At 59.5% G+C, this 17,117-nt stretch carries 13 protein-coding genes; 6 read left to right on the plus strand and 7 right to left on the minus strand.

The genetic code is table 11. The annotated features are described in order from the left end of the window. The 6 genes from BI327_RS35880 to BI327_RS35905 all read right to left on the minus strand — a co-directional run bounded on the left by BI327_RS35880 (window position 1) and on the right by BI327_RS35905 (window position 7,596). The gene (locus BI327_RS35880; protein WP_076866071.1) at window positions 1-825 is read right to left on the minus strand and encodes an ABC transporter permease; all 825 of its coding nucleotides are present in this window, start codon (window positions 823-825) and stop codon (window positions 1-3) included. 9 nt (window positions 826-834) lie between these two features. Further along, window positions 835-1,803 (minus strand): ABC transporter permease, encoded by a 969-nt coding sequence (locus BI327_RS35885; protein ID WP_076866072.1) that lies wholly within the window; start codon window positions 1,801-1,803, stop codon window positions 835-837. A 155-nt stretch (window positions 1,804-1,958) separates the two neighbouring features. Further along, complete coding sequence (locus tag BI327_RS35890; RefSeq protein WP_083742351.1) at window positions 1,959-3,620, minus strand: ABC transporter substrate-binding protein; 1,662 nt, start codon at window positions 3,618-3,620, stop codon at window positions 1,959-1,961. Between the two features lie 210 nt (window positions 3,621-3,830). Further along, on the minus strand, window positions 3,831-5,297 hold the full coding sequence (locus BI327_RS35895) for a CoA-binding protein (protein WP_076866073.1): 1,467 nt from the start codon (window positions 5,295-5,297) through the stop codon (window positions 3,831-3,833). After that, on the minus strand, window positions 5,294-6,040 hold the full coding sequence (locus BI327_RS35900) for an acetate--CoA ligase family protein (RefSeq protein WP_076866074.1): 747 nt from the start codon (window positions 6,038-6,040) through the stop codon (window positions 5,294-5,296). The genes BI327_RS35895 and BI327_RS35900 overlap by 4 nt, the downstream gene beginning before the upstream one ends. Beyond that, window positions 6,040-7,596, minus strand: coding sequence for an acyl-CoA carboxylase subunit beta (locus BI327_RS35905; RefSeq protein WP_076866075.1), 1,557 nt, complete (start codon window positions 7,594-7,596; stop codon window positions 6,040-6,042). The genes BI327_RS35900 and BI327_RS35905 overlap by 1 nt, the downstream gene beginning before the upstream one ends. Window positions 7,597-7,754: 158 nt before the next feature. Here BI327_RS35905 and BI327_RS35910 point away from each other — a divergent pair, with 158 nt between their 5' ends. From BI327_RS35910 to BI327_RS35935, 6 genes are all read left to right on the plus strand, one after another. Next, on the plus strand, window positions 7,755-7,976 hold the full coding sequence (locus BI327_RS35910) for a biotin/lipoyl-binding carrier protein (RefSeq protein WP_076866076.1): 222 nt from the start codon (window positions 7,755-7,757) through the stop codon (window positions 7,974-7,976). 2 nt (window positions 7,977-7,978) lie between these two features. Beyond that, window positions 7,979-9,340, plus strand: a complete 1,362-nt coding sequence (locus BI327_RS35915) for an acetyl-CoA carboxylase biotin carboxylase subunit (protein WP_076866077.1) — start codon at window positions 7,979-7,981, stop codon at window positions 9,338-9,340. 55 nt (window positions 9,341-9,395) lie between these two features. After that, window positions 9,396-11,495, plus strand: a complete 2,100-nt coding sequence (locus BI327_RS35920; protein ID WP_076866078.1) for a hydantoinase/oxoprolinase family protein — start codon at window positions 9,396-9,398, stop codon at window positions 11,493-11,495. Next, window positions 11,492-13,162 (plus strand): hydantoinase B/oxoprolinase family protein, encoded by a 1,671-nt coding sequence (locus BI327_RS35925; RefSeq protein WP_076866079.1) that lies wholly within the window; start codon window positions 11,492-11,494, stop codon window positions 13,160-13,162. Before BI327_RS35920 ends, BI327_RS35925 begins: the two co-directional genes overlap by 4 nt. Window positions 13,163-13,245: 83 nt before the next feature. Beyond that, complete coding sequence (locus tag BI327_RS35930) at window positions 13,246-14,199, plus strand: TrmB family transcriptional regulator (protein ID WP_083742352.1); 954 nt, start codon at window positions 13,246-13,248, stop codon at window positions 14,197-14,199. 159 nt (window positions 14,200-14,358) lie between these two features. Next, window positions 14,359-15,813, plus strand: a complete 1,455-nt coding sequence (locus tag BI327_RS35935; protein ID WP_076866130.1) for an aldehyde dehydrogenase family protein — start codon at window positions 14,359-14,361, stop codon at window positions 15,811-15,813. A gap of 182 nt (window positions 15,814-15,995) precedes the next feature. Here the strand turns inward: BI327_RS35935 and BI327_RS35940 are convergent, their stop codons facing one another. Beyond that, entirely contained in the window at window positions 15,996-17,105 is a 1,110-nt protein-coding gene (locus tag BI327_RS35940) for a sulfite oxidase (protein WP_076866081.1), read from the minus strand. Window positions 17,106-17,117 lie beyond the last annotated feature (12 nt).

Raw genomic sequence — 17,117 nt, forward strand, 5'->3', positions numbered from 1 at the left:
TCAATCCTTAAGGAGAGGGTTGAGAGCATCGTTCAGCGCCTCGCCGATGATGTTGATGCATAGGACCGTGACGAGGATGGCCATACCCGGAATAGCGCAGAGCCACCATTCGGAGCGCAGGAAAGTGCGTCCCGCACCGATCATGTATCCCCAGCTAAAGGTACTCCCATCGCTCAGGCCGAGAAACGAGAGAGCAGATTCAAGCAGGATCGCCTGCGCCACCGTGAGAGACCCCATGACAATTATCGGCGCAAGGCAGTTGGGCAATATGTGCTGGAACAGGATCTGGTGATCCGGCGCTCCAAGGCATTCCGCGGCGTGCACGAATTCCCTTTGTCGCATGGACAGAAACTCAGCGCGGACGAGCCTTGCCACCGGGGGCCAGGAAACCGCGGCGACGCCGACCGCGATGGACGTCATCGAAGGCGTCAAGACCGCAACGATGACTACGGCGAAAAGAAAGGTCGGAATCGTCTGAAAAAATTCGGTACAGCGCATCAGCATATCGCCCAGCAATCCGCCGTAGTAGCCTGCGGTTGCGCCGATGAGCGTGCCCGCCAGCAACGCCGCGAGACTGGCTACCAGCGCGACGGTGAGCGAAGTTCGAGCACCGTAGATAAGACCCGCCGCGACATCCCGCCCGAGGACATCCGTTCCTAGCGGATAAGCGCCGAATGGAAGTTCGAACGGTTTAGCCACGACGGCAGAAGGATCGTTGGGATATAGGAACGGTCCCACCAGGGCGACGAGCACGATCAGTCCGATGACGATTGTCGCGGTCGCCGCCGTCCTGTTACTGAAGAAACGTTCGGCCGTCGAGCTCATTTGCAATGCCTAGTTTAGCTGGATGCGCGGATCAACAACGGCATAGAGGACGTCGACAGCGATATTGATGAGAATGACCATCACGGAGGAGACGATCAATATGCCCATAAGAAGGTTCAAGTCGCGCGCGAAAAGCGCCTCGTAGGCCAGCAGGCCCATCCCGGGCCAACCGAAGACAGATTCGATGATGATCGAGCCTCCTAGCATGCTGCCGATCTGAACGCCCGCCATAGTCAGGATGGGCAAAAGCGCGTTACGCAACACATGGCCGTACATCACCTTGCGAGGCGCAAGTCCCTTAGCTTCGGCCGTCACCACGTAGTTCATCTTAGACTGCTCCAGTAGCGAAGCGCGCATCAACCGGGTGTAGACGGCGGTGTAAAAGAGTGACAGCGACACCACCGGCAGCACAAGATGCCAGGCGATGTCCTTGACCCGCGCGAAGCCCTCATTGAAGGCCGCGACGTTTTCCATGCCGCTCGTCGGAAGCTGCCGAAAGGTGATCGAAAAGAGCAGGATGAGCATCAGACCCACCCAGAAAAGCGGAGTCGCATAACCCAGCGTGGAAATCACCGAGATGACGCGGTCAACTGGGCGGTTGACGTTACGCGCCGCCGCGATGCCGAGGGCAACCCCGGCCAGAATAGAGACGGCGAAACTAGTCAACATCAGGAGGGCGGTTGGACCCAGTCTAGACATAATAAGATCGAAGACAGGCATGTTCTGGCGGTACGAGTAGCCAAGATTCAGCGTTGCGACGTTCTTTAAGTAGCTGAACAGCTGAAGGATCATCGGCCGTTCGAGGCCATACTGCTCGCGAAGATTCTGAACATATTCGGCGCTGCCCCCGCCCGATTCCCCCGCCATCACGGCTGCCATGTCGCCCGGGGCGAGCTTGAGCAGGAAGAAGCTGAGCGCGAAGATCAGGAGGACGGTCGGTAGGGCCTGCGCCAGTCTGCGCGTGATGAATCGTATCATGAACGAGCTTTCTCGAGGATCCGCGCCAAAGCGGTCCAATCATTGCTGCGAGCCTCCGGCGCACTGGCCGTGACGGTCACTGAACGAAATTCCGCTGCGGTTGGTTGCCAAAGTCCAGCGAGGCCGCCGTGATCGTGACTTCGCCAGCCTTCGCCTCAGCCGATTCCGAGCTTGGCGAAGTTGCCGTATAGTCCGAGGGGGCTAACCACAGCATCCTTGATACCTTTGGTTGTCACGGTGCTGAATGCAAGCTCCATAATCCAGACGGTCGGTGCAGCCTCGACCACCAGCTTTTGAAACTGATGGTAAAGTTCGCCACGCTTAGCCGGGTCCGGCTCGTTCGCGGCGTGATCCATCAGCGCATCGGTTTCGGGAGTCGACCAGCGAGTCGCATTCACGAAAACCGCGCCCGGCTTTATCGAGTTGGAATGATACTCGCGGTGCATGCCGATAACCGGATCCGCAAGGTTCGACACCCACGACAGCATCAAGTCGAAGTCGTAATCAGTGTAGGTCCGCTTCAACCAGGTCGGCACGTCCTCGTAGCGCATCTTGGCCTGGATACCGATCGCACGCAGAGCTTCGATCACGTACTCTCCGAATCGTCGCCATTCCTCCCCATACGGCGTTGGGTCGATCGTCATCTGAAAACGGACGCCGTCCTTGTTCGAAGGAAAGCCTGCTTCGTCTAGCAGTTTTTTTGCGATCTCGATCCGATCCGGAACGTTGTAATTGTGAACATCACTGGTGTAGAGGCCAGAGACCGCGAAATTCGAACTCATTGGTCCCGTCGCCACCTTTCCAAACCCGAACCAGATGTTGTCGATGATAAACTGGCGATCGAGCGCATAGGAAATCGCTTGCCTTACCTTTACTTGATCAAACGGCGCGCGCTTCGTGTTGAAATGGGCCTCAACGATCGGCGAGATCATCTCGTAGCCCTTTTCAGTCACTGCGATGTTGGGCAACTTCTTTAAGTACCGCACGTCTGAATAGTAGACAGCGCCGAAACCACCGACCTGAACCTCGCCGCTCTCCAACGCCGCGGTGCGCGTGCCCGCATCCGGAATGTAGCGAAAGACTACGCGGTCGACCTTCGGAAGACCCGGCTGCCAATATTTTTCATTCTTGTCGAGCCTTACGAACTGCCCGCGGCGCCACTCTCTGAACTTGAACGGACCGGTGCCGACGGGTGCGTTGGCTTGCTGGTTTGAGCGGATATCCGTTCCTACGAACAAATGCTTCGGCACCATCGGTGCCTCGTACCCGGACAGTGCCATGAGCATATAGGGGGCCGGCTTCGCCAACTTGAAAACAGCAGTCAGGTCGTCCGGCGCGTCGACCGCCGTGACTTCCTTGAAGTTGATCGAGCCACGTGGATGGTTCTTCTTTAACACCTCCATGATCGAAAATTGCACATCGGCGGAGGTGAACGACTTTCCGTCATGGAAGGTCACACCCTTCCGCAGTTTAAAAGTTACAGTCAGACCGTCGCGGGAAATCTCCCACGATTCCGCCAGGGACGGTACCGGCTTCAGACCAAAATCATATTCCAGTAGACCATCATAAATTTTGGTCGACACCAGACAGGTGGCGACCGCGCTGGTCATATAGCCGGCAAGCGTCGCGACGTCAGGCTGAACAAGAGCAACGACGGTCTTTGTTTCTTGAGCCGAGGCGGCTTCGCCCAGGCCCACTCCGGCGACGAGTGCGGAGGTAACGCCGGCCAGCGCCTTCAGGACCTGACGACGATCAGTCACGCCGAAGTCGGGGGCCGGCAGAGTCGGGGGAAGGGGCGAATGAGACTCGGGTTTCATGGCGCTTCCTGGTAGGTGATTGGCCGGTTTCAATGTTCCACGGCATTTCCTGCAAAGTTCGCATGTAGTAGCATCATTAGCAACTACTAAAATAAGTGTCTAACCGGCGGTAGCTTCGCCGCGCTGCACGGTAACAATGAATGCACTGTGAAGAGTTCGTCGTCGAACAAACAGCTGGCGGAAGCCGAAGCCTGCTTAAAGTCTCCGCATTTAGCCGCTCGATCTGGTTGCCAAAAACCGCTCGTACTTTCGATATGCTTGCAATGCCATGATCGCTTGTGGCAACTCGTCGAACGTGGGTATCCGATGCTGAAGGGCAACAGTCCGCATTCGACGACGCCAATCGTCAGCTTCATCGCTCCGATCAGACCTGAGGATCAGAAGCGTGTGCGGGCTCTTATCGTTTTTGGGAACGCGGGAGAGCATGGACTGGACGAGATTGGGCAGCAGATCTTTCACATGCCTGTATGCCATGAGCACCGGCAGGTTGAGGTGCACTAGCGTCGCGTAGGGAGAAGTGAACCGTCGGTCCACTTCCAGCAATCGGGCGATCAACCTGCCTTCCTCTTCCTTCAGCACACTTGCTGGAACATCCATCGGGTTTTTCAGGCTGGCGCCGGGCGGCATGTCGATCTCCGCATAAGCTTCACGAGCTTGAGACTGCAACTCGGCCAGCTTGAAGCCGGCTGCATCGAGAGCGTCCGTCGCCAGGACGCTGGTGCCCCCTCCGTTGCCTAGCAGCGTCACGGTCGGCTCGTCCGCCTCCAACTTCGGGCGAAGCAACGAGCAGACCTGAAGTGCGTCGAGAAAGGCATCGAGGTTCGGTGCGAGTATGGCCCCGGTCTGACGAGCCAACGCTTCCCAAGCCTGTCGGCCCCCTCCCATCGCGCCGGTGTGAGAAACCGCCGCCTTCTGGCCCGCTTTCGAAAGTCCTCCGACCATCAGCACGACCGGCTTGCTTCCCCGATTCCGCCGGGCGAGATCGAGGAATCGGCGGCCATCCTTGATGTCCTCCACATACATGCCGATGACCTCAGTGCCCGGGTCGGCGAGATAGTATTCGAACAGATCCGACGGCTCGACATCGATCGAATTGCCAAGCGTGACCAACCCACTGTAGCTTAAGCCGAGATTCTGTCCGCGCAGCAGAATGTCCATACCAAGGCCGCCGCTTTGGCATGCGATGCCGATGCGCCCCCGGCTGAGTGAGGCGCCTTCTACGAAGGTATAACCGCCGCGTGGAGAATGACTCCCCATGCAATTGGGGCCGATCAATCTGGTACCCATCTCGCGGGCGAGCGTAAGCAGCGTCTTCTCCCATGCTTCGCTCGAGCCATCTTCATTGGTCGCCATGACCTGCGCGAAACGAAGCTTCCCGCCCGTAGCGGCTAGGATGCTCTCAACTCTCTCTGCTGGGACCGTGAGATAAGCGTAGTCGACCACGCCGGGAATGTCGGCGATCCTGCCGAATGCTGGAATTCCGTCGATCACTTCTGCGTTGGGATGAACGGCGTAGATCCGACCGCCGTAGCCTGCTGTCTTCAAAGACCTAATGAAGCGGTTGCCGGCGGATGTACCCTGGGTTGACGCTCCGGCGACGGCGATGCTTTCGGGTGCGAATAACGGCCGAAAGCAATCGATGATGGATGCGAGGGCGACATCAGGTTCAGTGCTCATGTCGAAGCTTTCAAAACGAAGCGGGCATCCACCGCGGTCACGCCCTTAGCGTTGACGATAACGGGATTGATGTCGAACTCGGCAATGCGGTCGGCTCTTTGCCAAAACAGGCCCGTCTCTCCTCCGAGCGCCAGCAGCGCACTCTCCAGCGCCGTCAAATCGACCGGAGCGCGGCCGCGTGCGCCTTTCAGGATTGGAAGAATCTTGAGGCTTTCGATCATCTCGATAGCGTCGAAACTGCTGATAGGGCATAGCCCGAAAATCGTGTCATTGAGTACTTCGGTGAAGATACCTCCGGCTCCGATCATGATCATCGGCCCGAGCTTCGGGTCATGGATACCGCCGATGATCAGCTCGAGCCCGGAGTCCGCCATCTCCTCGACGAGGAAACCGGACAGCGTCTGCCCGGCGTCGGCCATGCGGGCCGCGATCTCGGCGCGGGCATCATCGACCGCCTCCTCGCTGGGGAGGCTGAGACAGATCGCGCCTATGTCGCTCTTGTGGATGGGGTTGTCGGAGAGTGCCTTGAGCGCGAAAGGAGACTCAAGACCGCCGAGCGCCCCCTTTGCACTCTGGCTGGCTGACAGTCTTATCCCCTTGGGAGTAGGTATGCCAATCCGTCGAAGTAAAGCCTTCGCCTGGTATTCGTCGCACGCAGATTGTCCGGCGTTCCAGGCGAGGTCGAGCGCAACATCGGCGCGGTCGTCCGGAGTGTGGCCCTTGGTCAAACGATCGTGCAGCATCAAAAACTCGTCGGCCAGTTTGCCAGATGATGAGCGCCGATCCGTCTGCCGGCCCCGCTCAGAATGCCGAGCGCGGCGGCCAGGAAGCGTCGCGTTTCGGCGGGATGGATCGCCGCCTGCGCCTCAAACAGGCCGGCGAGGGCGAACGCCGAGCTGTCCTGCGAGATCTGGTCCACCAGTCCGTCGAAACGTTCCGGGTCATCCTCGCGCTTCAGACCATGCAGGATATTGACGCCGGTCTTCGGGTCCATGAAACCGAAATTTGCGGTTGGCCATGCGGCAGCGAGCTCGGAATGGCGACCTCCTCCCATGTTGAGATAGGCTTGGCCGAAATTCTTGCGGATGGTTAGGGCAATGCGCGGCATGGAAACCTGCGACAGCGCATTCATCCAGTTCATGATGCGGCCCGGGGCCCATCGCTTCTCGCCTTCAATCCCGATCAGGAACCCGGGCTGGTCCACCAAGAAGATCAGGGGAATGTTGAAGGAGTCACATAGAACCAGGAAACTGGTCGCCTTCCGCATCGCGTCGACGTCGATCGCGCCGCCGCGATGGAGGGGGTTGTTGGCGATGATTCCTACGCTTCGTCCATCCAGTCTCGCGAGCGTGGTGACGATGGATTTGCCAAAGCGAGGCTTGAGCTCGAAGGAGCTACCCAGGTCGACGATGCAGTTGATGATCTTCCGCGAATCGTAGACCTGCGTGTTCGAGTGGGGGAAGTGATCGAGAATCGAAGCCGCGACCTCGTCCGAGCCTTCTGGCACGTCGGTCTCTGGAGGCACATCCTTGGCGCTCTGCGGAAGATAGCTTAGGAAGCTCTTCAACAGCTCGAGCGCCTCCTGGTCGGTTTCGGTAGCGTAGTCCACCAGTCCCGTCTTTTCGGTATGAAGCCTCCAGCCGCCCAGTTCCTCAGGATCGACGGGTTGGTTGATCGCGACGGAAGTGACGCGGCTGCTCGCCACTGCCATCGTCGCTCCCTTCCGCATTACGACGAAGTCGGACATGCAGCCATACCAGGTCGATGATCCGTAGCAATCGCCGAGCAAAGCCGAGACCAGAGGCATTTCGCGCTCGCGCCTGTATTCGGTGGGGTCCTGGCCCAGAATGGCGCGGCCCGCAGCCCCCATCCGATCGGGCATGCGGGCGCCCGAGGATTCTCCCAGCATGACGAGCGGAAAGCCGCGTTTTGCCGCCATGTCCTTCACGTATTTGATCTTCTTGCCGTTGATCACGCTCGACGAGGCTCCCAGCACAGTGAAGTCGTTCGCGACGACGCCTGTCTGGCGGCCCCGGATTTTGCCGAAACCGGCGACCTTGCCGTCGGCGGGAGTGCGGTCCCTCATCTCGGAGCGATAGGACGTGGCAAGCTCGCCGACTTCGAAGAAACTGTCCGGATCAAGCAGGTAGGCAAGTCGCTCGCGCGCATTGAGATGGCCGGCCTCCTTGCGGGCCGCCAACTTTCCCACGCTGCCCATCGCCTGGGCTTTCGCCTTGCGCTGCTCTAATTCCAGCAACGCCTCTTCGATCTGCTCTTTGGGGCTGTGGGTACTCGCCATTCTCCGATTCGCCTCTTGCAATAGAGTAGTTGTTGTTGATACTACTACATCAAGATGGGACTGGGGTCCAGTGGCGGCGTTGCGTTTCTTCATGGCCGACGGTGTGTGCCGCCGGTAGCGCCTAAGTGGTACTCACTCAGATTTGAGGCACCGGGGTCATGTCAAAATTCACTGTTGAAAGCGAAATGGCGGGTTCGATTTGGAAGATCCTCGTCGAGATCGGAGGCCGCGTCACCGAAGGCGACACTCTCATGATCATCGAGGCGATGAAGATGGAGATACCAGTCGTGGCGAATGAATCCGGACGCGTATTAGAGATATTGGTCAAGGAAGGCGATCAGGTTAGCGACGGTGATGCAGTCGTTGTGTTGGACGTGTGACGATGCACAAGCTCCTGATCGCCAATCGGGGCGAGATCGCCTGCCGCGTCATTGCCAGCGCGCGGTCCCTGGGATGGCAAACCGTGGCGGTCCATTCCCATGCGGACGCGGCCGCCCTGCACGTGCAAATGGCCGACCAGTCCGTCAGCCTCGGCGAGCCGCCGGCGCGGCAGAGCTATCTGCGAATCGACAAGCTAATTGAGGCGGCCCGGACGTCTGGGGCCAGCGCAGTTCATCCGGGATATGGATTCCTTTCGGAGAGCGCGCAATTCGCAGCGGCAGTGATCGAGGCGGGATTGCTTTGGGTGGGGCCTTCGCCCGATACTATAAGGCTCATGGGAGATAAGCAGTCCGCGCGCGAAGCAGCATTGCGGGCAGGCGTTCCGATCGTGCCGGGCAGCAGGCGCTTTCCACATGGCGATCTGGTCGGGATCGATGAGGCCGCCTCTAAAGTCGGCTTTCCGCTGCTCGTCAAGGCTTCTGCGGGCGGCGGAGGCATCGGCATGCGCAGGATCGATCGACCTGATCAGCTAGTCGCCCAGGCGGCGATGGTTCAGGATGCCGCCCACAACACGTTCGGAGATGGTACGGTTTATCTTGAGCGTTATCTGGGGCGCGCGCGCCACGTGGAAGTCCAGGTGTTCGGCTTTGGCGACGGGGCGGCCGTTCATCTGTTCGAGCGCGATTGCTCCTTGCAGCGCCGTTTCCAGAAGGTCGTGGAGGAGACCCCCGCGCCCGGTCTTCCGGCGCAAATGCTCCAAGCCATGTACGAGGCCTCGCTGAGAATGTGCGCTGAAACCAAATATGCCGGCGCGGGGACCGTTGAGTTCATCGTCGATGAGGAGAATTGCCGGTTCTACTTTCTCGAGATGAACACTCGCATCCAGGTGGAACACCCAGTAACGGAGATGGTGACGGGTCTCGACCTCGTGGCGATGCAATTGCGGTTAGCGGCGCAGGATAGCGGGCAGGAGAAGGTCGTTCCCTGTCGCGACGGCGCGGCGATCGAATGCCGCCTTTACGCCGAAAATCCAGCCAAGCGATTTCTTCCTTCGCCGGGCAAACTCGATGTCTTCAGTTTTGCAGCCGACGGGGAAGGGGTGCGCGTTGATACTGGGTATCGCCAGGGCGACGTGGTCACTCCATTCTATGATCCGTTGATCGCAAAATTCGTCGCGCATGGGCCTGATCGTGCCACCGCGGTGGCCCGCATGCGGGGTACGCTAGAAACGCTGCAGGTGGCCGGCATCATGACCAACCGCGATTTCCTGTTGTCCTGCCTGTCGCATCCCGAATTTCTCGCGGGAAAGGTCTATACCCGGTTCATTGATGATTTCGGCAGCGAACTCGTGCCGACGTCCTGAGCTAGAGGGATAAGATTGAAGTAGGCCGTCCGAGAGACGGTCAGTAGGAAGGGCCATGACCGAAACTACGGCTAAGGAACGAAGGTCTGCAAAGCGGATCGCAATTGACATCGGCGGAACGTTCACGGACCTGGCGCTCATCGATGACGATGGTCTCGTCGTGACCCATAAAAGATTGACCACTCCACGCGACCCCGTTGAGGGTTTTGTCGAGGGAGTGTCGGAGCTGCTCGCACTTGCCGGGATATCTCCCAGCCTCGTCCGCGAAATCCGGCATGCGACCACGCTCGGCTCCAACGTGGTGATCGAAAGGCTGGGCGCGCCGGTGGCATTCGTGACCACGAAGGGCTTCGGTGACGTCCTCCAGATCCAGAAGGCCGTCCGGTACAGCATATACGATACACGGATGCGAAAGCCAGAGCCACTCGTGCCTCGCTCGCGCACTTGGGAAATCAACGAGCGTATGATGGCCTCGGGCGAGATACTGCGTCCCCTCGACCCAGAGGAGACGAGCCGGGTCGTTTCCCAAATTCGTGCGGCGGGAGCGCGGGCCGTGGCGGTGGGCTTTCTTCATTCATATGCCAACCCCCTCCATGAAGAACGGGTCAAGGAAGTATTCGCACGAGAGGCGCCCGAAATAGACGTCACGCTGTCCAGCGAAGTATCGCAGATGGCAAAAGAGTATGCTCGCTTCAACACCGCAGTGACGAACGCCTATCTCGCCCCAATTTTTCGCGACTATCTGTCCAGGATAGAAGCAGCTTTTCGGGCGCGCGGTGTCTCGGCTCCGCTTTGGATCCTGCAGTCGAGCGGCGGACTGACCTCAAGCGAAAGGGCTGCGGCCCTTCCGGTCCGCAGCATCGAATCCGGCCCCACGGCGGGGGTCATTATGGCGGCACGCCGCAGCAATCTTTCCGGTTTCGACAATGTCATCTCGTTCGACATGGGCGGCACGACAGCGAAGGCTTCGATCGTCACAAACGGGCGCCCGACGATCAGTCGCAGCTTCGAGATCGACCGGCTCGAAATGCGCAACGGCAGCGGACTTCCGCTCGACACGCTCGCCGTCGACCTGATCGAAATCGGCTCCGGAGGCGGCAGCATCGCTCAGGTGACAGCAGGCGCCCTTCAGGTCGGCCCTCGCAGCGCGGGCTCCGAGCCCGGACCCGTTTGCTACGCGCGGGGCGGCAAGGAGCCGACCGTCACCGACGCCGCGTTGGTGTTGGGCTATCTGGATGCGTCGAGCTTCGCGGGCGGCAAGATGCGCCTTGATCGCGACGCCGCGGTCGAAGCGCTGGCGGCGCTCGGCGGCAGGCTGGGCCTTGACGCAGTACAGGCCGCCTGGGGCGTTCATCAGCTCGTTTGCCTCAACATGGAGCGGGCGACCCGCCTCATCTCGATCGACAAGGGACTGGACCCGCGCGACTATGCAATGATCTGCTTCGGCGGCGCGGGACCGGTGCATGCTGCCCGCCTGGCACGCGGACTCGGCGTAAAGCAGATGATTGTGCCGGCGGGCGCGGGCGTGGGGTCGGCGCTGGGGCTTTTGTCCTCTCTCGAGAAAACCGAGCTGGCGCGTACAAGCAAGGTTCTCGTCGACGGCGACTGCATTGTGGCGACAGCGCGACAGATCTTTAGTGACCTGCGTCGGCAAGCCGCCTCGACAATGGGGCGCGACCCAGCCGACCCGCGGTTGCTTGCCCGCCATATTGTCGGCTTGCGCTATATTGGCCAGGGATACGAATTGGAGATCGAGCTTCCACCGGTGTGGGATGAGGGGCTCGGCACGAAATTGCGCGACGCCTTCGGCGCGCTTTACAGCAACGTCTACGGCTATGCGGAAAATCTGCCGCTCGAAGCGACGACATGGCGAATCGCGTTGGAGAGCATGGAGCCCAATCTGGATGAAAAGCTGAGCATGGAGCGGGCGGAAGGCCGCCCGGCACTGAAGCGGCAGCGCAGAGCATATTTCGGCGAGACCGGCGAAACGCAAATTGATGTCTATGACCGTTACGCCATGGGCGCCGAGGATCGCGCTATTGGACCCTGCGTCATCGAGGAGCGCGACACGACGACCGTGCTACTACCCGGCGACGTCGGTCGGATCGACGAGCACGGCGCCATAATCATCGAAATCGGGAAGGCTGCGCAATGAGTGAGATCGACGCTTTGACAGTTTCGGTAATCTGGGGCCGACTGGTCTCGATCGCCGAGGAGATGGGCGTGACGGTCCGTCGCACCGCCTATTCAGAAGCGGTGCGCGAGGGCGGGGACTTCTCCATTGCCGTTTTCGATGCAGCAGGGCGAATGTTGAGTCAGGCAGATCTCAGCCCTGGACATTTAGGCGCGATGCCCTTCGCAATCGGGAACATGCTGAAGAGCTATCCGAGGGAAACTTTAAAGTCGGGCGACATCATTATCATGAACGATCTCTACATGGGGTCGGGTCATCTTCCGGACTTTTACTGCATGAGTCCGGTTTTCCTGGAGCTCAATATCGTAGGTTTCGTCGTTGCCTCTGCTCATATGGTCGACGTCGGTGGCATCAAGGCTGGCAGCCAGGCGGTCGAGGGGGTCACCGAGCGTTTTCAGGAAGGCATCTGCTTCCCGCCGGTCAAGTTCTACGATGCCGGTGTACCAGTGGGCGAGATCACCCGCATCATCGAGGCGAACGTTCGTGTTCCCACTAAGGTGATCGGCGATCTGAAGGCGCTTCGCAATGCGCTCCATTCCGGTGGGCAGGCGCTCTCGTCACTTTTCGCCACCTATGGCGTGGAACGCTTTACGGCCGTGGCCAACCGAATACTCGACCAATCCGAAAAAGCGGTGAGGGATTCGCTAAGCGAAATTCCCGATGGGGACTATACCTACGAAGACTGGCTCGACGATGTCGGTCCGGGCACCGAGCCCGTGAAGCTAGCGGTGACGGTCAGAGTCCGGGGATCGGAGATCGTTTTCGATTTTTCCGGATCTGATCCGCAGACTGCTTCCGCAATCAACAGCCCACTCAACTTCACGCGCGCCTATTGCTACTGGGCGACAAAGGCCCTTACCACGCGCAACGAAATCCCTCAGAATCAGGGCCAGACGCGTCCCGTCACCGTGGTTGCTCCGGATGGAAACTTCTTCAACCCGTCCGCTCCAGCTGCAGCCGGCGGCCGCGCCATGCTCAACCAGCGCATACCCGAGTTGATCTTTGGCGCGCTGGCGCAGGTGGCTCCCGAGCGGGTTACGGCTGGTAGCGGGCAATGGGCGAATCCCATCATCAATGGAATCGATCCCCGCACCGGCCAGCGCTTTGTGTTCTACGATTATCTCGTGGGAGGCGTTGGCGCGCGCGCCAGCGCCGACGGCACAAGCGCGTTGTCACCGGTGTTCTCCCTTGAGAACATTCCGGTCGAAATCCAGGAGAACGCGTATCCAATCATCGTAGAATCCCTTGGGATTCTATGCGACAGCGGGGGGGCAGGCAGATACCGCGGCGGCCTTGGTCTCTACAAGGAAGTGCGCATCTTGGCGGAATCCGCCGAGGTGTCCAATCTCAGCGACAGGCACAAGAACGGCTCCTACGGTCTTCACGGCGGTACCAACGGCAACGTGGGAAGGAGCATCCTCAATCCCGGTGCGGACAGGCCGGTCGCTATGCACTCGAAGGGAACATATGCGCTCAAGAAGGGCGATGTCGTTCGCTACGAATGTTCTGGCAGCGGCGGCTTCGGTGACCCGAAGGAGCGGCCGCGGCATGCTATCGAGGAGGATCTGCGCGAAGGGCGCATATCCGAAGGGGCGGCCCTGACGGCATACGGGATGAGAAGCGGGTAAGCCAGAACGGCGGCTTCGTATTATCCCGGCGTTATGGTAGCAATTGAACAAGGCGCATTGAGCCTGCGTCCGGGAGAGGAAAATTGAGAAAAGTCGCGAAGTCGTCGGAAGTGAAACGCTTGCCGACAAAGAAGCCGAATTCCAAGCTTAGTCGCGAAATTCTTTCAGAGCTCCAAGCCCTGGGATTCTCGGACTACGAGGCTAGAAGTTACCTAGGTCTGCTGGCCTCGTCGCCCGCGACTGCATACGACGTAAGCAAGACGATGGGCATTCCACGTGCGAACGTATATGGCGCGTTGGAGAACCTGATGAAGAAGGGCGCCGTTCAGCCGGTCGGCGAGCGGCCCGCCCGCTTCGTTCCCGTGCCTCCTGCCGAACTGCTCGGCAGCATCGCGAAGCAAACCTCAAGCCGTTGCGATCGGCTGGCGACGCTCCTGGAAAATGTCGATACGGAGCAGCATCAAGACGTCGTCTGGACTATCAAAGGCGAAGAACCGGTAAACGACCGGATCGCCGACATGCTGGACCGTGCGCAGAAGCACATTTGGATCAAGGCGGCGGACAACATTCTTAAGCTCCACCGCGACAAGTTGAAGGCGGCATACGACCGCGGCGTGCACATCGTTATCATTCTGTTCGGCACAGACGTTAGCCACTTTAACTTCGGCAAGGGCTCAATGGTCTATCTTCACGAAGGCAACGGCATTCGCATCGGCGATGCCGACAACCTTTTCACGGTGACGATAGACTATGCCGAGGCGATCACTGCCCGCATGAAGGACGACTACCTCGGTGCGTATACTCGCAGCGAGCCTGTCGTAACCATGGCAGAAACAATCATCCGCCACGACATCTATCTGGCCGAGATTTACGGCCGATTCGGCAAGGAGATCGAGGAGGCCTTCGGCCCCTATCTCGTCCGCATTCGCGAACTGCTCTTCTCTCGCACCCAAGTGAATCACATGCGGGAGCGGCTGCGGGCGCTCGGCTTGATTGAAAAGGACGACAAGGTGTTATCGTCCGTCGCCGCCCGCTGATCGCTTCACAGCCATCAGACGAAGCCCTCCGCGTTTGCTCGGCAGGTTTGCCGCGGCTTCCCTGTGTCGCTCTGCTGATTTGCGATTCGTAAAGTAGTTGTTATAGCAGCTACGAGATGTTACTGGTGGGCGTCTCTGATAAGCTTGTCGAGGTGGAAGATGCTGGACAATGCGTCATCATCGTCGCGCGACGAACCGTATGAAGCCCGGGCCTTCATCGCCGGTGAATGGGTGACCAAGCCGATCGCGCGCAACCTGCGCGAACCTTTCCAAAACACCATAGCGTCCCGCGTTCACGACTGCGACCAAGCCGATCTCGAACGCGCATTGGCGACCCTTGCGGGCTCGCGCGTCGCGGCGATCGCGCCGATGGAGCGTTCCGCATCCCTTCACCGTGCCGCAGCGCTGATGAAGGAGCGGGGCGAGCTCATCGCGACCGTGTTGACGCGTGAGACCGGGAAGACCATTCGCGACAGCCGTCAAGAATTGGCGCGCGCCACTGACGTGCTTCGCTTCTGCGCCGAGGAGGCTATCCGAGTCGAGGGAAGACAGCTGCCGATCGCCGGCAGTCCTGCTGGCAATGGCAGAGTGGCGATCGGCCTTCGCTATCCGGTTGGGGTCGTCGCCGGCATCGTCCCGTTTAATGCGCCGGTCAACCTCGCCTGTCACAAGATCGGGCCGGCCTTCGCCGCAGGAAATGCCATTGCTCTCAAAGCGCCACCGCAAGCGCCTTACACACTATTGCTTGTCGTACAGGTCTGCCTTGACGCGGGAGTCCCGCCCGACGCGATCGCCCTCCTTCATGGCGACGGCGATTTGGGCGCAGCCCTTGTCCGCGACAGTCGCGTCGACTTCATATCCTTCACGGGCTCAGCACGAGCGGGCCTTGCGATCAAGGCCGCAGCGGGTATGCGCGGTACCATCCTTGAGCTTGGCGGCGTTGGCCCGACCATTATCCATCACGATGCCGATATTGACGAGGCTGCCACCATGTGCGTCCAATCTGGTTATCGGCTTGCCGGCCAAAGCTGCGCCTCATTGCAGAATCTTTTCGTTCATCAAGCCGTGCTGGAACGGTTCACGGCCCTTTTCTTGGAAAAGGTCGCAGGTTTGACCTCGGGTGATCCAGGCGATCTCGCAACCGACGTCGGTCCCGTCATCAACGAGACTGCCGCGCTTCGCATAGAATCGTGGCTTGCGGAGGCGAGAGCAGGTGGAGCGAGGATACTTGTGGGAGGCGGGCGGCGTGGAAACGTCATTGAGCCCACGGTTGTTTCAGCCGCGAGCCCGCAGATGAAGATTGCGTGCGACGAAGTATTTGGACCGGTCGTCGTGATCCATCCCTACGATGATATCGGCTTCGTCTTCGAGTGGATTAGGAACACTGGCCTTGGGCTGAACTGCGGGTTGTTCACGAAGCTCCACAGCGTGGCTTTCCGTGCCGCGCGCGAAGTGCCCTGCGGCGCCATCATCGTGAACGGCACATCGACCTTCCGTCCCGATCAGATGCCGTATGGCGGACTGCGAAATAGTGGATACGGGCGTGAAAGTCCGCGCGATACGGTTGTCGCCATGACTCAAGAGCGCATCCTCGTATTTCCGGATGCTATCTGAGGCTGCCCGCAGGATTAGCTGTAGATGTGAGATAGATACAATAGATGCCGGATGTCTGCCGTCCTTTTCACCTCGGGAAACCGTCGCGTTTCTGCACGAGAAAGCTGAGTTGATTGGAAAGGTCAAAAACTGCGCAGTTGGCGTGATCAGGTCTTCCGGCTGGATGGACCCGCGCCATACGATCACTCCGAATCTAGTCCTAGCGAGACTTGCACCGGATGCCGGTGGACCATGTTGAACATGTAGCCGCCATTATTGAACGGAATGCGGAGCGGCTGCACCGCTCCCCGGGCGTCGGTCGCGCGGGTCATTAGCTCGTGCACACCTGGCGTGGCGACCCATTCGAATGTAAACCGCGCCCAAGAATAACGCAGATTCGGCGGCATGATGTCGGCGGGATGCCATGTCTTCCCCATGTCGTCGCTCCATTCCACCGAGGCTATCTCCGCATCGGGAGAGCGTGCGTAGCCGAAAAGCCGTTTCGTCCCAGCGCTCCAGCGCGCCGGCCAGTCGAGTGCAAGCGAACTCTTGATGTTCTGCTGCGTGATCGGCCCGCCTTTCGCCGGCGCGTAGTCTTCTTCAGGCCATTCGTCGCCCATCAGCACATATTTCTCGGTGTTGCGGACTACCCATTGAAAGCGGGAGGATACCTCGATCTTATCGACCCACTTAATGCTATACGTGCCGATCCAGCCCGGGACGATGACCCTGACAGGGAAACCGTGATCCGGCGGCAGCTGCTCTCCGTTCATCCGCAGTGCCAGCAAGGTATCGGGATCAAGTGCCTTACCGATCGGCATTGGGCATTTGACGCCTTCCTTCCCCTCGCGGTCGCGGTCCAATCCGACCGGACAGACGTGGATAGCATCGAGCTTGAGCCCCGCAAGTTCCAGGACATGGCGCAATGGAACGCCGCGCCATTCCGCCATGCCGATAGCGCCAAGATCCCACATGACCTCCGTCAGGTGAGGCCGCTTGTTCAATTTCCGACCGAGCTCCTTCTCGAACAATAAGCGATGGTTTCCGGCACATTCGAGATAGGCGAGCACGCTCCGCTGCGGCATCGCCTTGAGCTCCTCATAAGAAATCCCCAATGGTCGGGAGACTGCGTCGCCTTGTATGCGCAGACGGTATGTAGCGGCGTCAACCCTGGGGGTTGCGCGCTGGTTGCAGACGAAAAAGCGATCGTTTGGTGTCAAATAGTCGGTTTGAGCGGCGAGTGGCATTTCCAGATTGCGCCCCACAATGATCCGGAAGCCTGATGGGTTCTTCGCCCAGAATTCTTCTGACATCACTTCACCGCC

This window comes from Bradyrhizobium mercantei (assembly GCF_001982635.1).
In the GTDB taxonomy this organism is placed as follows: Bacteria; Pseudomonadota; Alphaproteobacteria; order Rhizobiales; family Xanthobacteraceae; genus Bradyrhizobium; species Bradyrhizobium mercantei.

Excerpts from the sequence above, each read along its gene's own strand:
- BI327_RS35900 (WP_076866074.1), bottom strand. The coding sequence starts at position 6,040 with ATGCTGCACGATCGTTTGACCAAGGGCCACACTCCGGACGACCGCGCC.
- BI327_RS35895 (WP_076866073.1), bottom strand. The coding sequence starts at position 5,297 with ATGAGCACTGAACCTGATGTCGCCCTCGCATCCATCATCGATTGCTTT.
- BI327_RS35925 (WP_076866079.1), top strand. The coding sequence starts at position 11,492 with ATGAGTGAGATCGACGCTTTGACAGTTTCGGTAATCTGGGGCCGACTG.
- BI327_RS35905 (WP_076866075.1), bottom strand. The coding sequence starts at position 7,596 with ATGGCGAGTACCCACAGCCCCAAAGAGCAGATCGAAGAGGCGTTGCTG.
- BI327_RS35915 (WP_076866077.1), top strand. The coding sequence starts at position 7,979 with ATGCACAAGCTCCTGATCGCCAATCGGGGCGAGATCGCCTGCCGCGTC.
- BI327_RS35910 (WP_076866076.1), top strand. The coding sequence starts at position 7,755 with ATGTCAAAATTCACTGTTGAAAGCGAAATGGCGGGTTCGATTTGGAAG.
- BI327_RS35920 (WP_076866078.1), top strand. The coding sequence starts at position 9,396 with ATGACCGAAACTACGGCTAAGGAACGAAGGTCTGCAAAGCGGATCGCA.
- BI327_RS35885 (WP_076866072.1), bottom strand. The coding sequence starts at position 1,803 with ATGATACGATTCATCACGCGCAGACTGGCGCAGGCCCTACCGACCGTC.
- BI327_RS35880 (WP_076866071.1), bottom strand. The coding sequence starts at position 825 with ATGAGCTCGACGGCCGAACGTTTCTTCAGTAACAGGACGGCGGCGACC.
- BI327_RS35940 (WP_076866081.1), bottom strand. The coding sequence starts at position 17,105 with ATGTCAGAAGAATTCTGGGCGAAGAACCCATCAGGCTTCCGGATCATT.
- BI327_RS35935 (WP_076866130.1), top strand. The coding sequence starts at position 14,359 with ATGCTGGACAATGCGTCATCATCGTCGCGCGACGAACCGTATGAAGCC.
- BI327_RS35890 (WP_083742351.1), bottom strand. The coding sequence starts at position 3,620 with ATGAAACCCGAGTCTCATTCGCCCCTTCCCCCGACTCTGCCGGCCCCC.